Here is a 16,980-nt window from a genome sequence, read left to right as displayed (position 1 = left end):
GGCGACGGGCCGACCGGAGAGTCCGCCGCTCGGGGTTTCGCGGCTCGCGGTTCCGCAGCCCGGCGCAGTGGGGTGCGCGGTGCGCCTGTGTGCCGTTGGTGCGCCCTGTCCTGCGGCCCGAGCGGCCGAATAGCGTCGGGCTGGAGGTGGCGGCCGTGGCGGGGATAGGGCACTGGGGGGCCCGCGGAGCTGTGCTGGGGCTGGGGGCGCTGTGGTGGTGGGCGGTGCTGCGGCTGGCGGTCGCGCCCGGGGCTGGGGTGCTGGAGGCGACGCTGGCGGCCGGGGGGTGGGGGCTGAGTGTGCTGCCGGTGCATTGCGTGCCGAAGGGGCGGGCCGACGGGGTGGTTGGTACGGGGCGATGGCGGAGGGTGTGGGGGGCCGGGGGTCGGGGTGTGGTGTCGCGGCGGGGCGGGTTGCGCCGGGGGCGTGGGGGTCGCTACCCGGGGGGACGCGTGTGCCTTACCAGGGCATCGTCACACCGCCGTTCGGGCGGATGATCTGGCCTGTCGTGAAGGCCGAGGCGTCGGATGCCAGGTGCAGGACCGCGTGGGCGATGTCCTCGGGGGTGCCGACCCGGCTCAGGGGTGACATGCGGGCCATGACGGCCTCGGCGTGGGCCTGGGCCTCGCTGTCGTGGCGGTCGGTCATGGGGGTACGGATCCAGCCCGGTGCGACCGCGTTGACGCGGATGCCGTGCCGGCCCACCTCGGTCGCGAGGGTCTTGGTCAGCTGGACCACCGCCGCCTTGGCCGCGCCGTAGCAGAGCAGGCCGGGGCCGCCGGTGTCGACGGCACCTGAAGCCATGGTGACGATGCTGCCGCCGGTGCCCCGGGTGATCATCAGGCGGGCCGCCTCCTGGCAGGCGTACAGCACTCCCTTGAAGTTGACGTCGAGCACCCGGTCGAGGTCCTCGTCCCGGGTCTCCAGCACCGGGCTGCTGTGCATGATCCCGGCGATCGCGGCCAGGACGTCCAGGTGTTCGCAGGAGGCGATGGCCTGCCTCAGCCGGGCGCGGTCGGTGACGTCGAGATCGTGGGTGCGGGCGGTGCCGCCGCCGGCCTTGATCAGGGTCGCCGTCTCGTGCAGGCCCTCGGGGTCACGGTCCGCGCAGTGCACGATGGCGCCCGCCTCCCCGAGCAGGAGCGCCGAGGCACGGCCGATGCCGCTCGCGGCGCCGGTGACGAACGCGGTGCGGCCGGTGAGGTCGTACGCCGTGACGGGCATACAGGGACCGTACGAGCGTTTCTGACGGATCGTCAATTGGTGCGGCTTCGCCGGGTCGGGGAAGCGGCCGGGGCGGGGCCCGGCTGGCAGGCGGGGCACCAGTACGTGGGGCGTTCGCGGGAGCCGTCGCCCTGGTCGGCGACGCGGACGGAGGTGTGGCAGCGCAGGCAGGGACGGGGAGCCCGGCCGTACACGAAGAGGTCCTGGCCGCGGCGGCCCGTCGTACTGCGGATCGGGCGGTCGCGGTTGGTCTCCAGCAGCTTCCTGGCGAGCGCGGGCAGCTGGGCGGCGCGCTCGGCGGGCAGTTCGCCGACGGGGAGCCAGGGGGTGACGCCGAGCAGGAAGCACAGCTCGCTCTTGTAGACATTGCCGATACCGGCGAGGTTGCGCTGGTCGAGCAGGACCTCGCCGAGGGGGCGGGCGGGGTCTTGGAGGAGATTGGCGAGGGCCCTTTCGGGGTCCCAGTCCGGGCCCAGGAGGTCGGGGCCCAGATGGCCGACCGCGCGGTGCTCGTCGGTGGTGCGCAGCAGTTCCAGCACAGGGAGGCGGTAGCCGACGGCCGTGTGGTCGGTGTTGCCGAGGATCGCGCGGATCTGGTGGCCGGGGCCGCCGCTCCAGCGCCGGCCGTTCTCGTACACCTTCCAGGAGCCGTCCATCCGCAGGTGGGAGTGCAGGGTCAGGCCGCCCTCGACGCGGGTCAGGAGGTGTTTGCCGCGCGGGGTGACGTCCAGGACCGCGCGGCCCGTGAGGTCGGCCGTGGCGAGCCGGGCCACCCGGAGGTCGCTGCGGGTCAGCACCTTGCCCGCGAGGGCGCTGTGCAGCCGCCTCGCGGTCTGCCAGACCGTGTCGCCTTCGGGCATGCGTCAAGGGTGGCACGGGGTGGGGCTGCTGGTCGGTCGCGGGCGGTGTGGTGATCAGGCGCGCAGGCGGAGGCCTCGGGGGGTCGCGATGAAGCCCGCTCCTTCCAGGAGGGTGCCGATGGGGGAGGTCAGGGCCTGGGCGCCGTTGACGCGCTCCACCGTGACCGTGCCGAGGGAGCCCGCGCGGGCGGCTGCGGCGAGTGCCTCGGCGGCGGTGTGGAGGCGCAGGTCGTCGGTGGGGTCGCCGTCCAGGTCGGTGGTCCAGGCCAGCAGGGTCTTGCCGCCGCGCTCCATGTAGAGCGTCAGCTCACCGTCTACGAGGACCACCAGGGAGCCCGCCTTGCGGCCCGGCTTGTGCCCGGCGCCGGTCGGGGGCTCGGGCCAGGCCAGGGCGGCGCCGTACGCGTTCGCCGGATCGGCGGCGGCGAGGACGACGGCCCGGGAGGCGGGATCCGGGCGGGTGCGGTGGCCCGGGAAGCCGGGGCCGTACGCTGCGCGTCCGCCGTTCTGCCAGGGCGGGGTGCCCTGCGGGGCGTAGTCCCGGGGGGAGACGTACTCGTCCCGGGACGGCTGGGGGGCCGGGGTGACGTAGGCGGGGCCGAAGCCGGGGAAGCCGTCGGGGCCGGGGCCGTCGGGGTGGTCGTTGGAAGGGAGTGGGTCGTCCTGTCCGGCGAAGTCATGGGCGGGGAACGGGTCGGGGCCGGGGTCCGGAGGGGGGCCGGGCAGGTCCTCGCCGCGATCACGGGCGTTGGACACCGCGCGCAGGCGGTCCACGGCACCGTCCATCGCGAACTGTGCGGCGCCGAGCCCCTCCACCACGTAGCCGCGGCGGGCCTGGCCGCTCTCCTCGAAGGCGGACAGGACGCGGTACGTCGCCGAGAACCCGCCCTCGACGCCCTCCGCCGAGACCGCGCCCCTGGTCACCACGCCGTGACGGTCGAGGAGCGTGCGGGCGAGGGCGTGGGCCCGCACCGTGGGGTCCGGCTCGTGGGCCGGGAGCAGGGACCAGCGGCCTGCGACCGTCGGTGGGCCGGAGCGGGAGGCGGCGGGGCGGGCCGCGGCCGTCAGGGAGCCGTAGCGGCCGCGCGGGACCGTGCGCTTGGCGCGGTGGGCCGTGGAGCCGGCCGTGCGGCCCGAGCCGAGCAGGGAGCGCATGGGAGCGAGCGTGTCGTTGGTCAGGCGTCCGGACCAGGCCAGGTCCCAGAGGACGTCGGCCAGTTGGGGATCGGTGGCGTCGGGGTGGGTGGTGGCGCGGACCTGGTCGGCGATCTGGCGGAAGAACAGGCCGTAGCCGCCGGAGAGGGCGTCCAGGACGGACTGGTGGAGGGCGGTCAGCTCCAAGGGGTGCGGGGGCGGCAGGAGCAGGGGGGCCGCGTCCGCCAGGTAGAGGGAGACCCAGCCGTCCTTGCCGGGGAGGGAGCCCGCCCCGGCCCAGACCACTTCTCCGGCGGCGGTGAGCTCGTCCAGCATGGCCGGGTTGTAGTTCACGACGCGGGAGGGCAGGACAAGCTTCTCCAGGGCGGAGGCGGGCACGGACGCGCCCTGCACCTGCTCGATGGCGCGCACCAGGCCGTCGACGCCGCGCAGGGAGTGAGCCTTGCCGATGTGCTGCCACTGGGGAAGGAACTGGGCGAGTGCGGCCGGCGGCACCGGCTCCAGCTCATGGCGCAGGGCGGCCAGGGAGCGGCGGCGCAGGCGGCGCAGCACGGCCGTGTCGCACCACTCCTGGCCGATTCCGGCCGGGTGGAACTCGCCCTGGACGATCCGGCCCGCCGCGGCCAGCCGCTGGAGGGCGCCCTCGGTGACGGCCACGCCCAGGCCGAAGCGGGCCGCCGCCGCGGTCGAGGTGAACGGGCCGTGGGTGCGGGCGAAGCGCGCGAGGAGGTCGCCGAGCGGGTCCTTGACGGGCTCCGTGAAGGCTTCGGGGACGCCGACTGGCAGGGCGGTGCCCAGCGCGTCGCGCAGCCGGCCCGCGTCCTCGATCGCCGCCCAGTGGTCCCCGCCCGCGATCCGGACCCGGATGGCGCGGCGGGCACCGGCCAGTTCCTGCGCCCAGTGCGGTTCGGCGCCCCGCTCGGCCAGCTCCGCGTCCGTGAGTGGGCCGAGGAGGCGGAGAATGTCCGCGACGCCTTCGGCGTCCTTGACGCGGCGGTCCTCGGTGAGCCACTGAAGCTCCCGCTCCAGCTCCGTCAGCACCTCCGCGTCGAGCAGTTCGCGCAGCTCCGCCTGGCCCAGCAGCTCGGCCAGCAGCCGTGAGTCCAGCGACAGGGCAGCGGCCCGGCGCTCGGCGAGCGGTGAGTCCCCCTCGTACAGGAACTGGGCGACGTAGCCGAAGAGGAGGGAGCGCGCGAAGGGGGACGGCTCGGCAGTGGTGACCTCGACGAGGCGCACCTTGCGGGACTCCAGGTCGCCCATCAGCTCGACGAGTCCGGGCAGGTCGAAGACGTCCTGGAGGCACTCGCGGACCGCCTCCAGGACGATCGGGAACGAGCCGAACTCGCTCGCCACCTGCAGCAGCTGGGAGGCGCGCTGGCGCTGCTGCCACAGCGGTGTGCGCTTGCCCGGGTTGCGGCGCGGCAGCAGCAGGGCGCGGGCGGCGCACTCGCGGAACCGGGACGCGAACAGGGCCGAGCTGCCCACCTGGTCGGTGACGACCTGGTCGACCTCGCCCTTGTCGAAGACCACGTCCGCCGCGCCGACCGGTGCCTGCTCGGCCTCGTACTCCCGGCCCATCTTGACCGGCTCCTGGTCGAGGAGGTCCAGGCCCATCAGGTCGGCGTCCGGCAGGCGCAGCACGATGCCGTCGTCGGCGTGCATGACCTGCGCGTCCATGCCGTAGCGCTCGGAGAGCTTCGCGCCGAGCGCGAGGGCCCAGGGGGCGTGCACCTGGGCGCCGAAGGGGGAGTGCACGACCACGCGCCAGTCGCCGAGCTCGTCGCGGAAGCGCTCAACGACGATCGTCCGGTCGTCCGGGACGTGTCCGCAGGCCTCGCGCTGCTCGTCCAGGTACGAGAGCACGTTGTCCGCCGCCCAGGCGTCCAGGCCGGCGGCGAGGAGGCGGAGCCGGGCGTCGTCCTTGGGCAGTGAGCCGACCTCGCGCAGGAACGCGCCCACCGCCCGGCCCAGTTCCAGCGGGCGGCCCAGCTGGTCGCCCTTCCAGAAGGGCAGTCGGCCCGGTACGCCCGGGGCCGGGGAGACCAGGACGCGGTCGCGGGTGATGTCCTCGATGCGCCAGGAACTGGTGCCGAGCGTGAAGACGTCGCCGACGCGGGACTCGTAGACCATCTCCTCGTCGAGTTCGCCGACCCGGCCGCCGCCCTTCTTGGGATCGGCGCCCGCGAGGAAGACGCCGAAGAGGCCGCGGTCGGGGATCGTGCCCCCGGAGGTGACGGCGAGGCGCTGCGCGCCGGGGCGGCCCGTGATCTCGCCGGTGACGCGGTCCCACACCACGCGCGGGCGCAGCTCGGCGAAGGCGTCGGACGGGTAGCGGCCGGCCAGCATGTCGAGGACCGCCGTGAAGGCGGACTCGGGGAGCGAGGCGAACGGGGCCGCCCGGCGGACGGCGGCGAGGAGGTCGTCGAACTGCCAGGTGTCCAAGGCCGTCATCGCGACGATCTGCTGGGCCAGGACGTCCAGCGGGTTGGCGGGGACCCTGAGGGACTCGATCGCGCCGGTCCGCATGCGCTCGGTGACCACCGCCGCCTGGACCAGGTCGCCGCGGTACTTGGGGAAGACCACGCCGGTGGAGACCGCGCCCACCTGGTGGCCCGCCCGGCCGACGCGCTGCAGGCCGGAGGCCACCGAGGGTGGTGATTCGACCTGGACCACCAGGTCGACCGCGCCCATGTCGATGCCCAGTTCGAGACTGGACGTGGCTACGACCGCGGGGAGGCGGCCGGCCTTGAGGTCCTCCTCGACCAGGGCACGCTGCTCCTTGGACACCGAGCCGTGGTGGGCGCGGGCGATGACCTGTGGCGCGCCCTGGGCGGCTCCCGAGCCGCCCATGAGCTCGGCGGGGGAGTGGTGCTCGTCGAGGGTCTCGCCCGTGGCTCGTTCGTACGCGATCTCGTTCAGGCGGTTGCACAGGCGCTCCGCGAGGCGGCGGGAGTTCGCGAAGACGATCGTGGAGCGGTGGGACTGGACGAGGTCGGTGATCCGCTCCTCCACATGCGGCCAGATCGACGGGCGCTCGGCGCCCTCCGAGCCCTCCGCCACCGGGGAGCCGCCCAGCTCGCCCAGGTCCTCGACCGGGACGACCACGGAGAGGTCGAACTCCTTGCCCGACTCCGGCTGGACGATCTCCACCTTGCCTCGGGGCGAGAGGAAACGGGCCACCTCGTCGACCGGGCGGACCGTCGCGGAGAGGCCGATGCGGCGGGCGGGCTTCGGGAGGAGGTCGTCCAGTCGCTCCAGGGAGAGCGCGAGGTGGGCACCGCGCTTGGTGCCGGCGACCGCGTGCACCTCGTCGAGGATCACCGTGTCCACGCCGGTCAGCGCGTCGCGCGTGGCCGAGGTCAGCATCAGGAACAGTGATTCGGGGGTGGTGATCAGGATGTCCGGCGGGCGGGTGGACAGGGCGCGGCGCTCGGCGGCGGGCGTGTCGCCCGAGCGGATGCCCACCTTGACCTCGGGCTCGGGCAGGCCCATCCGCACGGACTCCTGGCGGATGCCGGTCAAGGGGCTGCGGAGGTTGCGCTCGACGTCCACCGCCAGGGCCTTCAGGGGGGAGATGTACAGGACCCGGCAGCGCTTCCTGGGGTCGGCGGGGGGAGGGGTTGAGGCGAGCTGGTCCAGGGCGGCGAGGAAGGCGGCCAGGGTCTTGCCGGAGCCGGTGGGGGCGACGACCAGCACGTCCGAGCCCTGGTGGATGGCCTGCCATGCGCCGGCCTGGGCGGTGGTGGGCGCGGAGAAGGCGCCCGTGAACCAGGCGCGGGTCGCGGGCGAGAAGGTGTCCAGGGCTCGGTGTGCGTGGCTGGCCATGCGTCCATCGTGCACCTCGCCACTGACAACGGGTGCCTCCGGCGGTTGGGCCGGGGGTGCACGCGGCGGCCGGTGCGGCTTGGTGGGGGCTTGTGTCACGCCTGCGCGGTGATGGTGGGTCGGGGCGCGTCGGGGGGGTGTCCGTCCTCGGAACGGCGCGATGGGGTCGCGTACCGACTCACTGTCCGTTGACGCGCAACCGCCGCGGGCGGACACCCCCCGACACGTCCCCTTCCGTGCGTACGCGGGTGCGGGCCGTGGGGGTGCGCGGCCCGTTGCGCGGACAATCGTCGTATGACTGAGCGCGCGCGGCACTGGCAGTACGACGACCTGCCCGGGGTGGATCTGCTGCTGGCCCGGTATGTGCGGAAGACGTTCGTGCGGCATACGCACGAGAACTTCGTGATCGCTGCCATCGCCGACGGGGTGGAGGTGTTTCACCACGGTGGGGGCGATCAGTACGCGGGGGCCGGGGCGCTCGCGCTGGTGAATCCGGATACTCCGCATACCGGGCGGGCCGGTGTGCCCGAGGGGTGGCGGTACGGGGCCGTGTATCCGTCCGTGGAGGTGGTGGCGGAGATCGCGGCCGAGACCACGACGCTGCGGGGGACGCCGGGGTTCGTCAGCCCGGTGGTGGATGATCTGTATGCCGCCGGGCTGGTGCATCAGGTGCTGCGGGCTGCCGACGAGGGCGACGCGCTGGCCGCGGACACGCTGCTGCGAGTCGCCGTGACCAGGTTGCTGCGGCTGAACGGTGGGCCCATGCCGCGGCGGGAGGTGCGGACGGCGGGGGCGCGGATCGCGGCACGCGCGCGTGCGGTTCTGGAAGAGCGGATGGCGCGGCCGCCGAGCCTGGAGCGGTTGGCGGCCGAGCTCGGGACCAGTCCGTTCGCGTTGCTGCGGGCCTTTCGGGACACCTACGGGATGCCGCCGCACGCGTGGCTCACGGATGCGCGGGTACGGCGGGCGCGGCAGCTGCTGGACCTGGGGACGGCGCCCTCGGAGGTCGCCGTGGCCGTGGGATTCACCGATCAGCCGCATCTCAACCGGCACTTCAGCCGGATGGTCGGTGTGCCCCCGGGGGCCTACCAGCGGGAGCGCAAGAACGTACAAGACCTGCGGTAGCGGCTCCCCGTAGCGTGCGGGCGTGGCAGATCGGACAGCTCTCACAGATACAGAGACCGGTGAGAAGGCGGACCGGGCCGTCGTGCGGGACGCCCTGGGCGTCGGGGTGGCCGTCGGGCTCTCCGGGTTCGCCTTCGGGGTGACGTCGGCCGGCGCCGGACTCACGCTGATGCAGACGTGCGCGCTCAGTCTGCTGGTGTTCACCGGGGCGTCCCAGTTCGCCCTGGTGGGAGCCCTCGCGGCCGGTGGCGGCCCGTTCACGGCTGCTGCCGGGGCCTTCTTCCTGGGCGTGCGGAACGCCTTCTACGGCCTGCGTCTGTCGCAGTTGCTGGCACTCCCGCGCGCGGTGCGGCCGATCGCCGCCCAGTGGGTGATCGACGAGACGACCGCCGTCGCGCTGGCCCAGCCCACGCGGCGCGGGGCGCGGATCGGGTTCGTCGTGACCGGGCTGAGCCTGTACGTGCTGTGGAACCTCACCACGCTGCTCGGGGCCCTGGGCGCCGGGGCCATCGGGGACACCGACGCGTGGGGGCTGGACGCCGCGGGGCCCGCGGTGTTCCTGGCGCTGCTCGCGCCGATGCTGAAGACCGGCACCGAGCGGGCCGTCGCCGGGCTCGCCGTGCTGCTGGGGCTCGGGCTGCTGCCCGTGCTGCCCGCCGGGGTGCCGGTTCTGACAGCCGCGCTGGGGGCGCCGGTCGTGCTCTGGGCGGACGGCCGACGCAAGGGACAGGGGGACGAGGGGTGAACGTCTGGATCGCGATCGGTGTGACCGTCCTCGGGTGCTACGCCGTCAAGCTGGCCGGGCTGCTGGTGCCCGCCGGGGCTCTTGAGCGGCCCGTCGTCAAGCGCCTTGCCGTGTTGCTGCCCGTCGCGCTGCTGGCGGCCCTCACGGCCCAGCAGACCTTCGCCGACGGACAGGCACTGGTGCTGGACGCGCGGGCCGCCGGGCTCGCAGCCGCGGCCCTGGCGCTGGTCCTGCGCGCCCCGTTCCTGCTCGTCGTCGCGGCGGGCGTGCTGGTGACCGCAGGAGTGCGGGCCCTGGGCGTGGGGTGATCAGCCGACGGGGCGGCCGTGGGACCGGAGCGTGCGCAGGGCCTCGACCGTCACCACGGGGCGTGCCTCCAGGGCGGGCGCCGGGGCCCAGTGGCGCCATCGGACGGGCCAGCCGCCGTCCTCCTGCTGCTGGGCCGCGAGGTGGTCCAGGGAGCGTGCCATCTCGTCGTCCGTGAACCACGCGCGTGCGAGCGACCGCGGTGTCCTCGCGTAGTCGTGCGGGAAGTGGTGCTCGCCCGGGGCATAGCCGGGGGAGACCGGATACGAGTCCAGGTCGTCGGGATCCAGGGCCGCGAGGCGGTGTGCGCGTACCAGGCGGCCCAGGCGGTCGGCGGCCGCCTCCGCGCGCGGGCGGTCCGAGGCGGAGTCGAGGAAGGCCACGGCGGCCTCGATCTCGTACGGGTGGGACTTCTCCAGGGACTCGACCGCCTGCCAGCAGAAGTCCGTGGCCCGGAACAGCCAGGCGTGCCACACCTCGTTGCGGTGCAGCAGCCCCACCACCGGCCCGGTGGCCAGGAGAGCGCTGGGCGGGTCGTCCACGACCGGCACGAAGGGGGCCGTCGGGTAGCCGCGCTGGCTCGGGTGGATCGCCGGGAGGGCGCCGTCCGCCGTGGACACGGACGTCAGGTAGCGGCACATGCGTTCCACGCGCTGTCCGGCGCAGCGTCCCACGGCGTCCAGGACGCGCAGGGCGTGGGCGGTGTGCAGCGGCTGGCTGACCGGGCCGCGCAGATCGGGCTCCAGTGCGTGGCCGTACCCGCCGTCCTCGTTGCGGTAGGCGTCCAGGGCGGTCTCCACCGGGTCGGCGGCGCCGCCGAGGAAATGGTGGGCGAAGAGGCGCTGCTCGAGCACGCGCGCGGTGAGCCAGACGAAGCGTTCCGCGCGGGCCACGGGGGTGAGCGGCGGGGGCGACTGGGGGAGTGAGGGAGCTCCTGTTTCGGCCATGGCTCAGACGGTAGGGCGGAAAACGGTGCCGGCAGGCGGTCCCGGCTCAGGCCCACCCTCAGGAGCGGGATACTGGCACCATGCGGTTGACGGTCTTCTGGGAGCGGATGGCGGAGCACTTCGGTCTGGGCTACGCCGACACCTTCGCACGCGACCATGTGATGTCGGATCTCGGCGGGCGCACCGTCCACGAGGCGCTCGACGCCGGCTGGGACGCCAAGGAGGTCTGGCAGGTGGTGTGCGCGGTGATGGACGTGCCGAGGGAGAAGCGTTGACCCGTCGTGGAGACCGCTGACCGAGGGCCCACGAAGATCGCGGGCGGGCAGACGGCTGTCGGTGGCGTGGGCGAGACTTGGTGCGTGGCACCCACTGACGAGACCGGGCAGGAAGCCCAGCAGCCCTCCCTGTCCGGTACGACACCGCCCACCCCGCCTCCCGTCGGCGGGACCGCCGGGCCGAACAACCGTATGCCGCGCTGGCTGCCGCGCGCCCTGGTCCTCGCACTCGCCCTCGTCGCCGTGTTCCAGCTGGGCAGTTGGGCCTTCCACCAGCTCACCGGCCTGCTGATCAACATCCTCATCGCGTTCTTCCTGGCGCTCGCCATCGAACCGGCGGTGAGCTGGATGGCCTCGCGCGGCATGCGCAGAGGACTGGCCACGTTCGTCGTCTTCATCGGCGTGATCGTCGTCTCGGCGGGCTTCGTCACGCTGCTCGGGTCCATCCTCGCGGACCAGATCATCAAGATGATCGAGGGCTTCCCGGACTATCTCGACTCCGTCATCAACTGGATCAACACACACTTCAAGACCGATCTGAAGCGCGTCGACATCCAGGAGGGCCTGCTCCGCTCCGACTGGCTGCGCAACTACGTGCAGAACAGCGCCACGGGTGTCCTGGACGTGTCCGCCCAGGTCATCGGGGGTCTCTTCCAGCTGCTGACGATCGCGCTGTTCTCGTTCTACTTCGCCGCGGACGGACCGCGACTGCGCCGCACGATCTGCTCCCTCCTGCCGCCCGCACGGCAGGCCGAGGTGCTGCGCGCGTGGGAGATCGCCGTGAACAAGACCGGCGGCTACATCTACTCGCGCGGCCTGATGGCGCTGATCTCCGGCGCAGCGCACTTCGTCCTGTTGCAGGCCCTGGACGTGCCATACGCGCCCGTGCTCGCCGTGTGGGTGGGCGCGGTGTCGCAGTTCATCCCCACCATCGGCACCTATCTCGCGGGCGCATTGCCCATGCTGATCGCGTTCACGGTCAACCCCTGGTACGCGCTGTGGGTGCTGATCTTCGTGGTGATCTACCAGCAGTTCGAGAACTACGTGCTCCAGCCGAAGCTGACCGCCAAGACCGTCGACATCCACCCCGCGGTCGCCTTCGGTTCGGTCATCGCGGGCACCGCGCTCCTGGGCGCCGTCGGCGCGCTGATCGCGATCCCCGCCATCGCCACGCTCCAGGCCTTCCTGGGGGCGTACGTGAAGCGGTACGACGTCACGGACGATCCCCGGGTGCACGGCCATCGCCGACGCGGGGAGGGGTCGGGCCTCGTCCCGCGCGCCAGGCAGCTGTGGGCACGGCGGCCCGAGAGGGGACGGCCCGAGGGCGAGGGCTCCTGGAAGAGCCCGGCCTGAGTCGCTGCGCCCCTGCCTCACTCAGGTGCCGCGTGGGGCGCTTGACACGGAAATCGAACATCCATTCTTATGGAGTCTCCGGCGAAGCTCAACGGCGGGCATTTCGACATACTTTGGATGGAGAAGTGTCCGAGTTATCCACAGGCCGGACGTGCGTCGGGGCGCATTGTCAGTGGCAGGCGTTAGCGTCTTTGACGTGAAGCGATCGACTCAAGCAAATCGGGTGGAACCCATGGCAGGAACCGACCGCGAGAAGGCCCTGGATGCCGCTCTCGCACAGATTGAACGGCAATTCGGCAAGGGCGCGGTCATGCGCATGGGCGACCGGACCAAGGAGCCCATCGAGGTCATCCCGACCGGGTCCACCGCCCTCGACGTGGCCCTCGGTGTGGGCGGCCTGCCCCGCGGCCGTGTCGTGGAGATCTACGGACCGGAGTCCTCCGGTAAGACCACCCTGACCCTGCACGCGGTGGCGAACGCGCAGAAGGCGGGCGGCCAGGTCGCCTTCGTCGACGCGGAGCACGCACTCGACCCCGAGTACGCGAAGAAGCTCGGCGTCGACATCGACAACCTCATCCTCTCCCAGCCGGACAACGGCGAGCAGGCCCTGGAGATCGTGGACATGCTGGTCCGCTCCGGAGCCCTCGACCTCATCGTCATCGACTCCGTCGCGGCGCTCGTCCCGCGCGCGGAGATCGAGGGCGAGATGGGCGACAGTCACGTGGGTCTTCAGGCCCGCCTGATGAGCCAGGCCCTGCGAAAGATCACCAGCGCGCTCAACCAGTCCAAGACCACCGCGATCTTCATCAACCAGCTCCGCGAGAAGATCGGCGTGATGTTCGGCTCCCCGGAGACCACGACCGGTGGCCGGGCGCTGAAGTTCTACGCCTCGGTGCGCATCGACATCCGCCGCATCGAGACCCTGAAGGACGGCACGGACGCGGTCGGCAACCGCACCCGCTGCAAGGTCGTCAAGAACAAGGTCGCGCCCCCCTTCAAGCAGGCCGAGTTCGACATCCTCTACGGCCATGGCATCAGCCGCGAGGGCGGCCTGATCGACATGGGCGTGGAGCACGGCTTCGTTCGCAAGGCCGGCGCCTGGTACACGTACGAGGGCGACCAGCTCGGCCAGGGCAAGGAGAACGCGCGCAACTTCCTGAAGGACAACCCCGACCTGGCCAACGAGATCGAGAAGAAGATCAAGGAGAAGCTGGGCGTCGGCGTGCGTCCCGAGGAGCCGGCCGCCGAGCCGGGCACGGACGCGGCGGTCTCCCCGGCACCGGCCGACGCTGCTGCGGCGGTCCCCGCCCCGGCAGCGGCCAAGCCCGCCAAGTCCAAGGCCGCCGCAGCCAAGAGCTGACCCGTGACTCGACGAACCGACTGGGCGGAGTACGAGTACACCGCCTCCGGTGCCCCACGGGGGAGGGGCACCGGAGGGGAGACGGGCTCGGCCGTGGACGGCGAGGACGCGTACGGGGACGACGGGCCGTACGGGGATGCCTCCCAGGGCAGCGGCTCGTCCGGCAGAGGCTCACGCGGAGGCGGCTCGTCCAGGGACGGCTCACGTGACGGTGGGCCGCCTGACGGGCGTGGACGCGGGCGCCGCCGGCGTGGCTTCGGCGCGGCGGTTGCCGAGGACGGAGGTTCCCTCTCCTCGTCGAGGGCCGAGCAGGGGGAGCCTCCAGGGGACCCGGTCGAGCAGGCTCGGGCGATCTGCATGCGTCTGCTCACCGGGACCCCGCGGACCCGCAAGCAACTCGCCGACGCCCTGCGCAAGCGGCAGATCCCTGACGATGCCGCCGAGGAGGTGCTGTCGCGGTTCGAAGAGGTCGGCCTCATCAACGACAGCGCCTTCGCGGACGCCTGGGTGGAGTCCCGGCACCACGGCCGGGGGCTGGCCCGGCGTGCGCTCGCCCGGGAACTGCGGACCAAGGGCGTCGACTCCATGCTGATCGACGAGGCCGTCTCCCAGCTCGACTCCGAGCAGGAGGAGGCGACCGCGCGGGAACTCGTCGCGCGGAAGCTCCGCTCCACTCGTGGGCTCGACCGGGACAAGCGCCTCCGCCGCCTCGCGGGCATGCTCGCCCGCAAGGGCTACTCCGAGGGCATGGCCCTGCGCGTGGTCCGGCAGGCGCTGGAGGAGGAGGGCGAGGACACGGAGTTTCTGGGGGACGAGGGGTTCTGAGGCGAGGGCGAGACCCTCGTGGGCCCGCGCCCGCTGTCGAGCCGCGCGGTCACACCACCGGAAGCCCCGCCGCCCGCCAAGCCTGAAACCCGCCGACCAGATCGGTGGCCCGGTGCAGTCCCAGTTGGTGCAGGGACTGGACCGCCAGGCTGGAGGCGTACCCCTCGTTGCAGATCACGACGACGCGCAGGGCGTGGCTCGTGGCCTCCGGCAGACGGTGGCTGCCCTGCGGGTCGAGGCGCCACTCCAGCTCGTTGCGCTCGACGACGACGGCGTCGGGGATCAGGCCGTCCCGTTCGCGCAGGGCCGCGTAGCGGATGTCCACCAGCAGTGCGTCACCGGCCCGGGCAGCCTCGTACGCCTCCCGCGGCTCGATCCGCTCGTAGCCCGCACGCACGCGCTCCAACAACTCATCGATGCTGACGGGACGTTGGACACCGCCACCGCCACCGCCACCGCCACCGCCGCCGTCGCTCACCCGCTCGTGCGTCGCGCTCACTGCCAGTCCTCCGGTCGCTCCACCTGCTCGAGCCGCAGGATCGGCCCGCTGCGGCTGTAGCGGCGGATCTGCGGCAGGGGCGGGTAGTAGGCGTGGACGGAGATCGCGTGCCGGTCGGGGGACTCGTTGAGCACCTCGTGGACGTGGTGCCGACCGAAGGCGCGGCCCTGGCCGGAGGGCAGCCGGCGTTCGCGGTCGACACCGTCGGTGAGTTCCAGGGTCTTCCAGCCGTCGGTGGGCAGCCGTGCGGCGAGCGAGTACTCCCTGAGCTCGCCCGACGCGGTCAGGAAGGCGCCGACGGAGTCGGCGTGGTCGTGCCAGCCGGTGCCCGTGCCGGGCGGCCAGCCGATCAGCCAGGCCTCGCTGCCGCCGGGCCCGTCCAGCCGCACCCAGGTGCGGCCTTCCGGGTCGAGCGGCAGGGAGGCGATCAGCTCGGTGTCGGCGGCCGTACGCCGCACGAAGTCGAAGAGGTCGGCCTGAGTGGGCGCCGAAACGGCGGCGGAGACCGAAGAGGAGCCGGAAGCAGAGCCGGAAGAGGAGACAGCGGGGGATGGGGAAGGGGATACAGACACGGGTGCCGTCCTGAAGGTCCTGATGAAGGGTTCGCGAGTCAGGCGCGTCGGCCGCGGCAGACAGAGCGCGGCGCGCGCACGGAGGAAGAGTGATGCGAAGTCAGCAGGACGGGCGACACACGCAGCCCGCATAGCGGACGAGGTCCATATGGACCCTCCGCCACAGGCGCACACAGGTGTCGGTCACGCACCGGAGTACACCATGACCGCCCGGACCGGTCAACTCACTGTCACCATGCGGACGCACGGTGACAGCGAGCACAGCACCCTCGGTATCGACGTCAGCGAGAGCCGGCCGACGCACCGGCCTCGGCCTGCGCCTTCGCCGGTCCGCCCACCGTGGCCTCCGCCGCCGCGTACAGGTCCTCCGGGCGCACTCCGCTCAGCGCGGTGACGAGGTGCCCGTCGGGCCGCACCAGGAGCACCGTGTGCGCGGCAGCGCCCGGATAGCTCTCGGCGACCAGCAGCTCGGCGGGGTGCGGCAGTGCCGCGACCGCGGCCGCGAGCCGGGGCATGATGCCGGCGCTGACCCAGTGCTTGCGCTCCCACACGCCCGTGCCCGGCGCGATCAGCAGCACCAGCAGCGCGCCGCGGCCGAGCCGGTCCCGCAGCCGTACGAAGGTGCCGTCCTCCGCGGTGACCCGTACGTCGGTGACCGGCGCTCCGGGCGGTGTGTCGACGGGGGTCTCTCCCTCGAGGCGGCGGGGCGCGAGGGGCGAGTCGGCGTACGCCCCCGGCGCGCCGAGCTGGCCGTGCCCCAAGTGACCGTCCGTGAGGAGCGCGTCGTGGCCCCGGGATGAGCCGGGGACGTAGGAGCGCAGGCCCCCGCCGCCGCGCAGCAGCGGCAGCGCCTGGTCGGCGGCGCGCAGCCGGGCGGCGACGACCGCCCGGCGCTCGGTCTGGTAGCTGTCGAGGAGCGCCTCGTGCGGCCCGTGGTGCCAGGCCAGGGCCAGCTTCCAGGCGAGGTTGTCGGCGTCCCTGAGGCCCTCGTCCAGCCCGTGCGTGCCCAGCGCGCCGAGCAGATGTGCCGCGTCCCCGGCGAGGAAGACGCGATCGGCGCGCCAGCGGCGGGCCAGTCGGTGGTGGACCGTGTGGACGCCGGTGTCCAGCAGTTCGTACGGCGGGGTCGTGCCGCCCGCCCAGCCGGCCAGGGTCTCCCGGATGCGGGTCAGCAGCAGCTCGGGTGTGACCAGGTCCTTGCCGGGCGGCAGGAGCCAGTCCAGACGCCAGACGCCGTCCGGCAGCGGGCGCACGGTGACCTCGCCGGCCGAGGGGCCCGACATGCGCCACGGCGGCAAGCGATGCAGCATCGCCTCGTCGTGCCAGGGCAGTTCCGTACGCAGCGCGGCAACGGCGTGACGTTCCACCGCCGTACGGCCCGGGAAGCGGATGTCCTGGAGCTTGCGCACGGTCGAGCGGGGGCCGTCGCAGCCGACCAGGTAACTGCCGCGCCACCAGGTGCCTTTGGGGCCGCGGGTGTGGGCCGTGACGCCCGAGGACTCCTGTTCGATGCCGTCGACGCGGCTGTCCACCGCGGCTTTGACGAGCCGTTCGCCGGAGAGGGCCGCGCGCAGGGCGTCGGTCAGCACGTGCTGGGCGATGTGCAGGGGGGCGGGTTCGGTGCCGTCGAAAACGATCTCGCGCATCACCTGCTTGCGCCGCATCGACCGCCATCCGGCCCAACGGGCACCGGCCCGGGACAGGGACACGCCGGTCAGCCGTTCCAGCAGTGCGGCGGTGTCCTCGCGCAGGACGACGGTGCGCGCCGCACGGGGTTCGTCCTTGCCCGGTCCCTCGTCGAGAACGACGCAGGGCACCTCCTGGCGCGCCAGTGCCAGGGCGAGCGTGAGCCCGACGGGCCCCGCTCCGACGATGATCACCGGGTCCACGGCGCGGCGCCCCCTGCCCG

16 protein-coding genes are annotated in these 16,980 nt (G+C 73.1%); 8 read left to right on the top strand and 8 right to left on the bottom strand.

Annotated elements, in window-relative coordinates:
• Positions 1–155 precede the first annotated feature (155 nt).
• Positions 156–497: a hypothetical protein gene (locus ACIBNA_RS23180; RefSeq protein ID WP_399167035.1), complete on the top strand. Its 342-nt coding sequence runs from the start codon at positions 156–158 to the stop codon at positions 495–497.
• Here the strand turns inward: ACIBNA_RS23180 and ACIBNA_RS23175 are convergent.
• Genes ACIBNA_RS23175 through ACIBNA_RS23165 form a run of 3 tightly spaced genes read right to left on the bottom strand, consistent with a single transcriptional unit; the run spans position 460 to position 7,064 of the window.
• The gene (locus tag ACIBNA_RS23175; protein WP_399167034.1) at positions 460–1,224 is read right to left on the bottom strand and encodes an SDR family NAD(P)-dependent oxidoreductase; all 765 of its coding nucleotides are present in this window, start codon (positions 1,222–1,224) and stop codon (positions 460–462) included. The two genes, ACIBNA_RS23180 and ACIBNA_RS23175, sit on opposite strands and share 38 nt — an antisense overlap.
• Before the next feature lie 32 nt (positions 1,225–1,256).
• A complete protein-coding gene (locus ACIBNA_RS23170) occupies positions 1,257–2,084 on the bottom strand; it encodes an Fpg/Nei family DNA glycosylase (RefSeq protein WP_399167033.1) in 828 nt (275 codons plus the stop codon).
• A gap of 54 nt (positions 2,085–2,138) precedes the next feature.
• Positions 2,139–7,064: an ATP-dependent helicase gene (locus ACIBNA_RS23165; RefSeq protein ID WP_399167032.1), complete on the bottom strand. Its 4,926-nt coding sequence runs from the start codon at positions 7,062–7,064 to the stop codon at positions 2,139–2,141.
• 294 nt (positions 7,065–7,358) lie between these two features.
• Between ACIBNA_RS23165 and ACIBNA_RS23160 the strand changes: the two genes are divergently transcribed.
• Genes ACIBNA_RS23160 through ACIBNA_RS23150 form a run of 3 tightly spaced genes read left to right on the top strand, consistent with a single transcriptional unit; the run spans position 7,359 to position 9,242 of the window.
• On the top strand, positions 7,359–8,189 hold the full coding sequence (locus ACIBNA_RS23160) for an AraC family transcriptional regulator (RefSeq protein ID WP_399167031.1): 831 nt from the start codon (positions 7,359–7,361) through the stop codon (positions 8,187–8,189).
• Between the two features lie 22 nt (positions 8,190–8,211).
• Complete coding sequence (locus ACIBNA_RS23155) at positions 8,212–8,934, top strand: AzlC family ABC transporter permease (protein ID WP_399167030.1); 723 nt, start codon at positions 8,212–8,214, stop codon at positions 8,932–8,934.
• Complete coding sequence (locus tag ACIBNA_RS23150) at positions 8,931–9,242, top strand: AzlD domain-containing protein (RefSeq protein WP_399167029.1); 312 nt, start codon at positions 8,931–8,933, stop codon at positions 9,240–9,242. The genes ACIBNA_RS23155 and ACIBNA_RS23150 overlap by 4 nt, the downstream gene beginning before the upstream one ends.
• On the opposite strand, the gene ACIBNA_RS23145 is transcribed toward ACIBNA_RS23150, so the two are convergent.
• The gene (locus ACIBNA_RS23145) at positions 9,243–10,187 is read right to left on the bottom strand and encodes a hypothetical protein (RefSeq protein WP_399167028.1); all 945 of its coding nucleotides are present in this window, start codon (positions 10,185–10,187) and stop codon (positions 9,243–9,245) included.
• Positions 10,188–10,267: 80 nt separating this feature from the next.
• Between ACIBNA_RS23145 and ACIBNA_RS23140 the strand changes: the two genes are divergently transcribed.
• The 4 genes from ACIBNA_RS23140 to recX all read left to right on the top strand — a co-directional run bounded on the left by ACIBNA_RS23140 (position 10,268) and on the right by recX (position 14,000).
• A complete protein-coding gene (locus ACIBNA_RS23140) occupies positions 10,268–10,462 on the top strand; it encodes a DUF3046 domain-containing protein (protein ID WP_399167027.1) in 195 nt (64 codons plus the stop codon).
• Between the two features lie 84 nt (positions 10,463–10,546).
• A complete protein-coding gene (locus ACIBNA_RS23135) occupies positions 10,547–11,815 on the top strand; it encodes an AI-2E family transporter (protein ID WP_399167026.1) in 1,269 nt (422 codons plus the stop codon).
• Positions 11,816–12,047: 232 nt separating this feature from the next.
• Entirely contained in the window at positions 12,048–13,175 is a 1,128-nt protein-coding gene (gene recA / locus ACIBNA_RS23130) for a recombinase RecA (RefSeq protein ID WP_274820233.1), read from the top strand.
• A 3-nt stretch (positions 13,176–13,178) separates the two neighbouring features.
• Entirely contained in the window at positions 13,179–14,000 is an 822-nt protein-coding gene (recX, locus tag ACIBNA_RS23125; protein WP_399167025.1) for a recombination regulator RecX, read from the top strand.
• Between the two features lie 49 nt (positions 14,001–14,049).
• Here recX and ACIBNA_RS23120 read toward each other — a convergent pair whose 3' ends face one another.
• The 4 genes from ACIBNA_RS23120 to ACIBNA_RS23105 all read right to left on the bottom strand — a co-directional run bounded on the left by ACIBNA_RS23120 (position 14,050) and on the right by ACIBNA_RS23105 (position 16,960).
• Positions 14,050–14,478 (bottom strand): rhodanese-like domain-containing protein, encoded by a 429-nt coding sequence (locus ACIBNA_RS23120; RefSeq protein ID WP_399167050.1) that lies wholly within the window; start codon positions 14,476–14,478, stop codon positions 14,050–14,052.
• 17 nt (positions 14,479–14,495) lie between these two features.
• Positions 14,496–15,071, bottom strand: a complete 576-nt coding sequence (locus tag ACIBNA_RS23115; RefSeq protein ID WP_399167024.1) for a cysteine dioxygenase — start codon at positions 15,069–15,071, stop codon at positions 14,496–14,498.
• Positions 15,072–15,171: 100 nt separating this feature from the next.
• On the bottom strand, positions 15,172–15,243 hold the full coding sequence (locus ACIBNA_RS23110; RefSeq protein WP_309544753.1) for a putative leader peptide: 72 nt from the start codon (positions 15,241–15,243) through the stop codon (positions 15,172–15,174).
• A gap of 109 nt (positions 15,244–15,352) precedes the next feature.
• Positions 15,353–16,960 (bottom strand): FAD-dependent monooxygenase, encoded by a 1,608-nt coding sequence (locus ACIBNA_RS23105; RefSeq protein WP_399167023.1) that lies wholly within the window; start codon positions 16,958–16,960, stop codon positions 15,353–15,355.
• Between the last annotated feature and the right edge of the window lie 20 nt (positions 16,961–16,980).

Source organism: Streptomyces sp. NPDC050164, from assembly GCF_044459945.1.
Classification (GTDB): domain Bacteria; phylum Actinomycetota; class Actinomycetes; order Streptomycetales; family Streptomycetaceae; genus Streptomyces; species Streptomyces coeruleorubidus_A.
The sequence above is the reverse complement of the archived record's forward strand: the minus strand, read 5'-3'. Positions and strand labels throughout refer to the sequence as shown.

What these genes read in the sequence shown, in the direction of transcription:
- ACIBNA_RS23175 (WP_399167034.1), bottom strand. Translation starts at nt 1,224, where the DNA reads ATGCCCGTCACGGCGTACGACCTCACCGGCCGCACCGCGTTCGTCACC.
- ACIBNA_RS23170 (WP_399167033.1), bottom strand. Translation starts at nt 2,084, where the DNA reads ATGCCCGAAGGCGACACGGTCTGGCAGACCGCGAGGCGGCTGCACAGC.
- ACIBNA_RS23165 (WP_399167032.1), bottom strand. Translation starts at nt 7,064, where the DNA reads ATGGCCAGCCACGCACACCGAGCCCTGGACACCTTCTCGCCCGCGACC.
- ACIBNA_RS23160 (WP_399167031.1), top strand. Translation starts at nt 7,359, where the DNA reads ATGACTGAGCGCGCGCGGCACTGGCAGTACGACGACCTGCCCGGGGTG.
- ACIBNA_RS23145 (WP_399167028.1), bottom strand. Translation starts at nt 10,187, where the DNA reads ATGGCCGAAACAGGAGCTCCCTCACTCCCCCAGTCGCCCCCGCCGCTC.
- ACIBNA_RS23140 (WP_399167027.1), top strand. Translation starts at nt 10,268, where the DNA reads ATGCGGTTGACGGTCTTCTGGGAGCGGATGGCGGAGCACTTCGGTCTG.
- recA (WP_274820233.1), top strand. Translation starts at nt 12,048, where the DNA reads ATGGCAGGAACCGACCGCGAGAAGGCCCTGGATGCCGCTCTCGCACAG.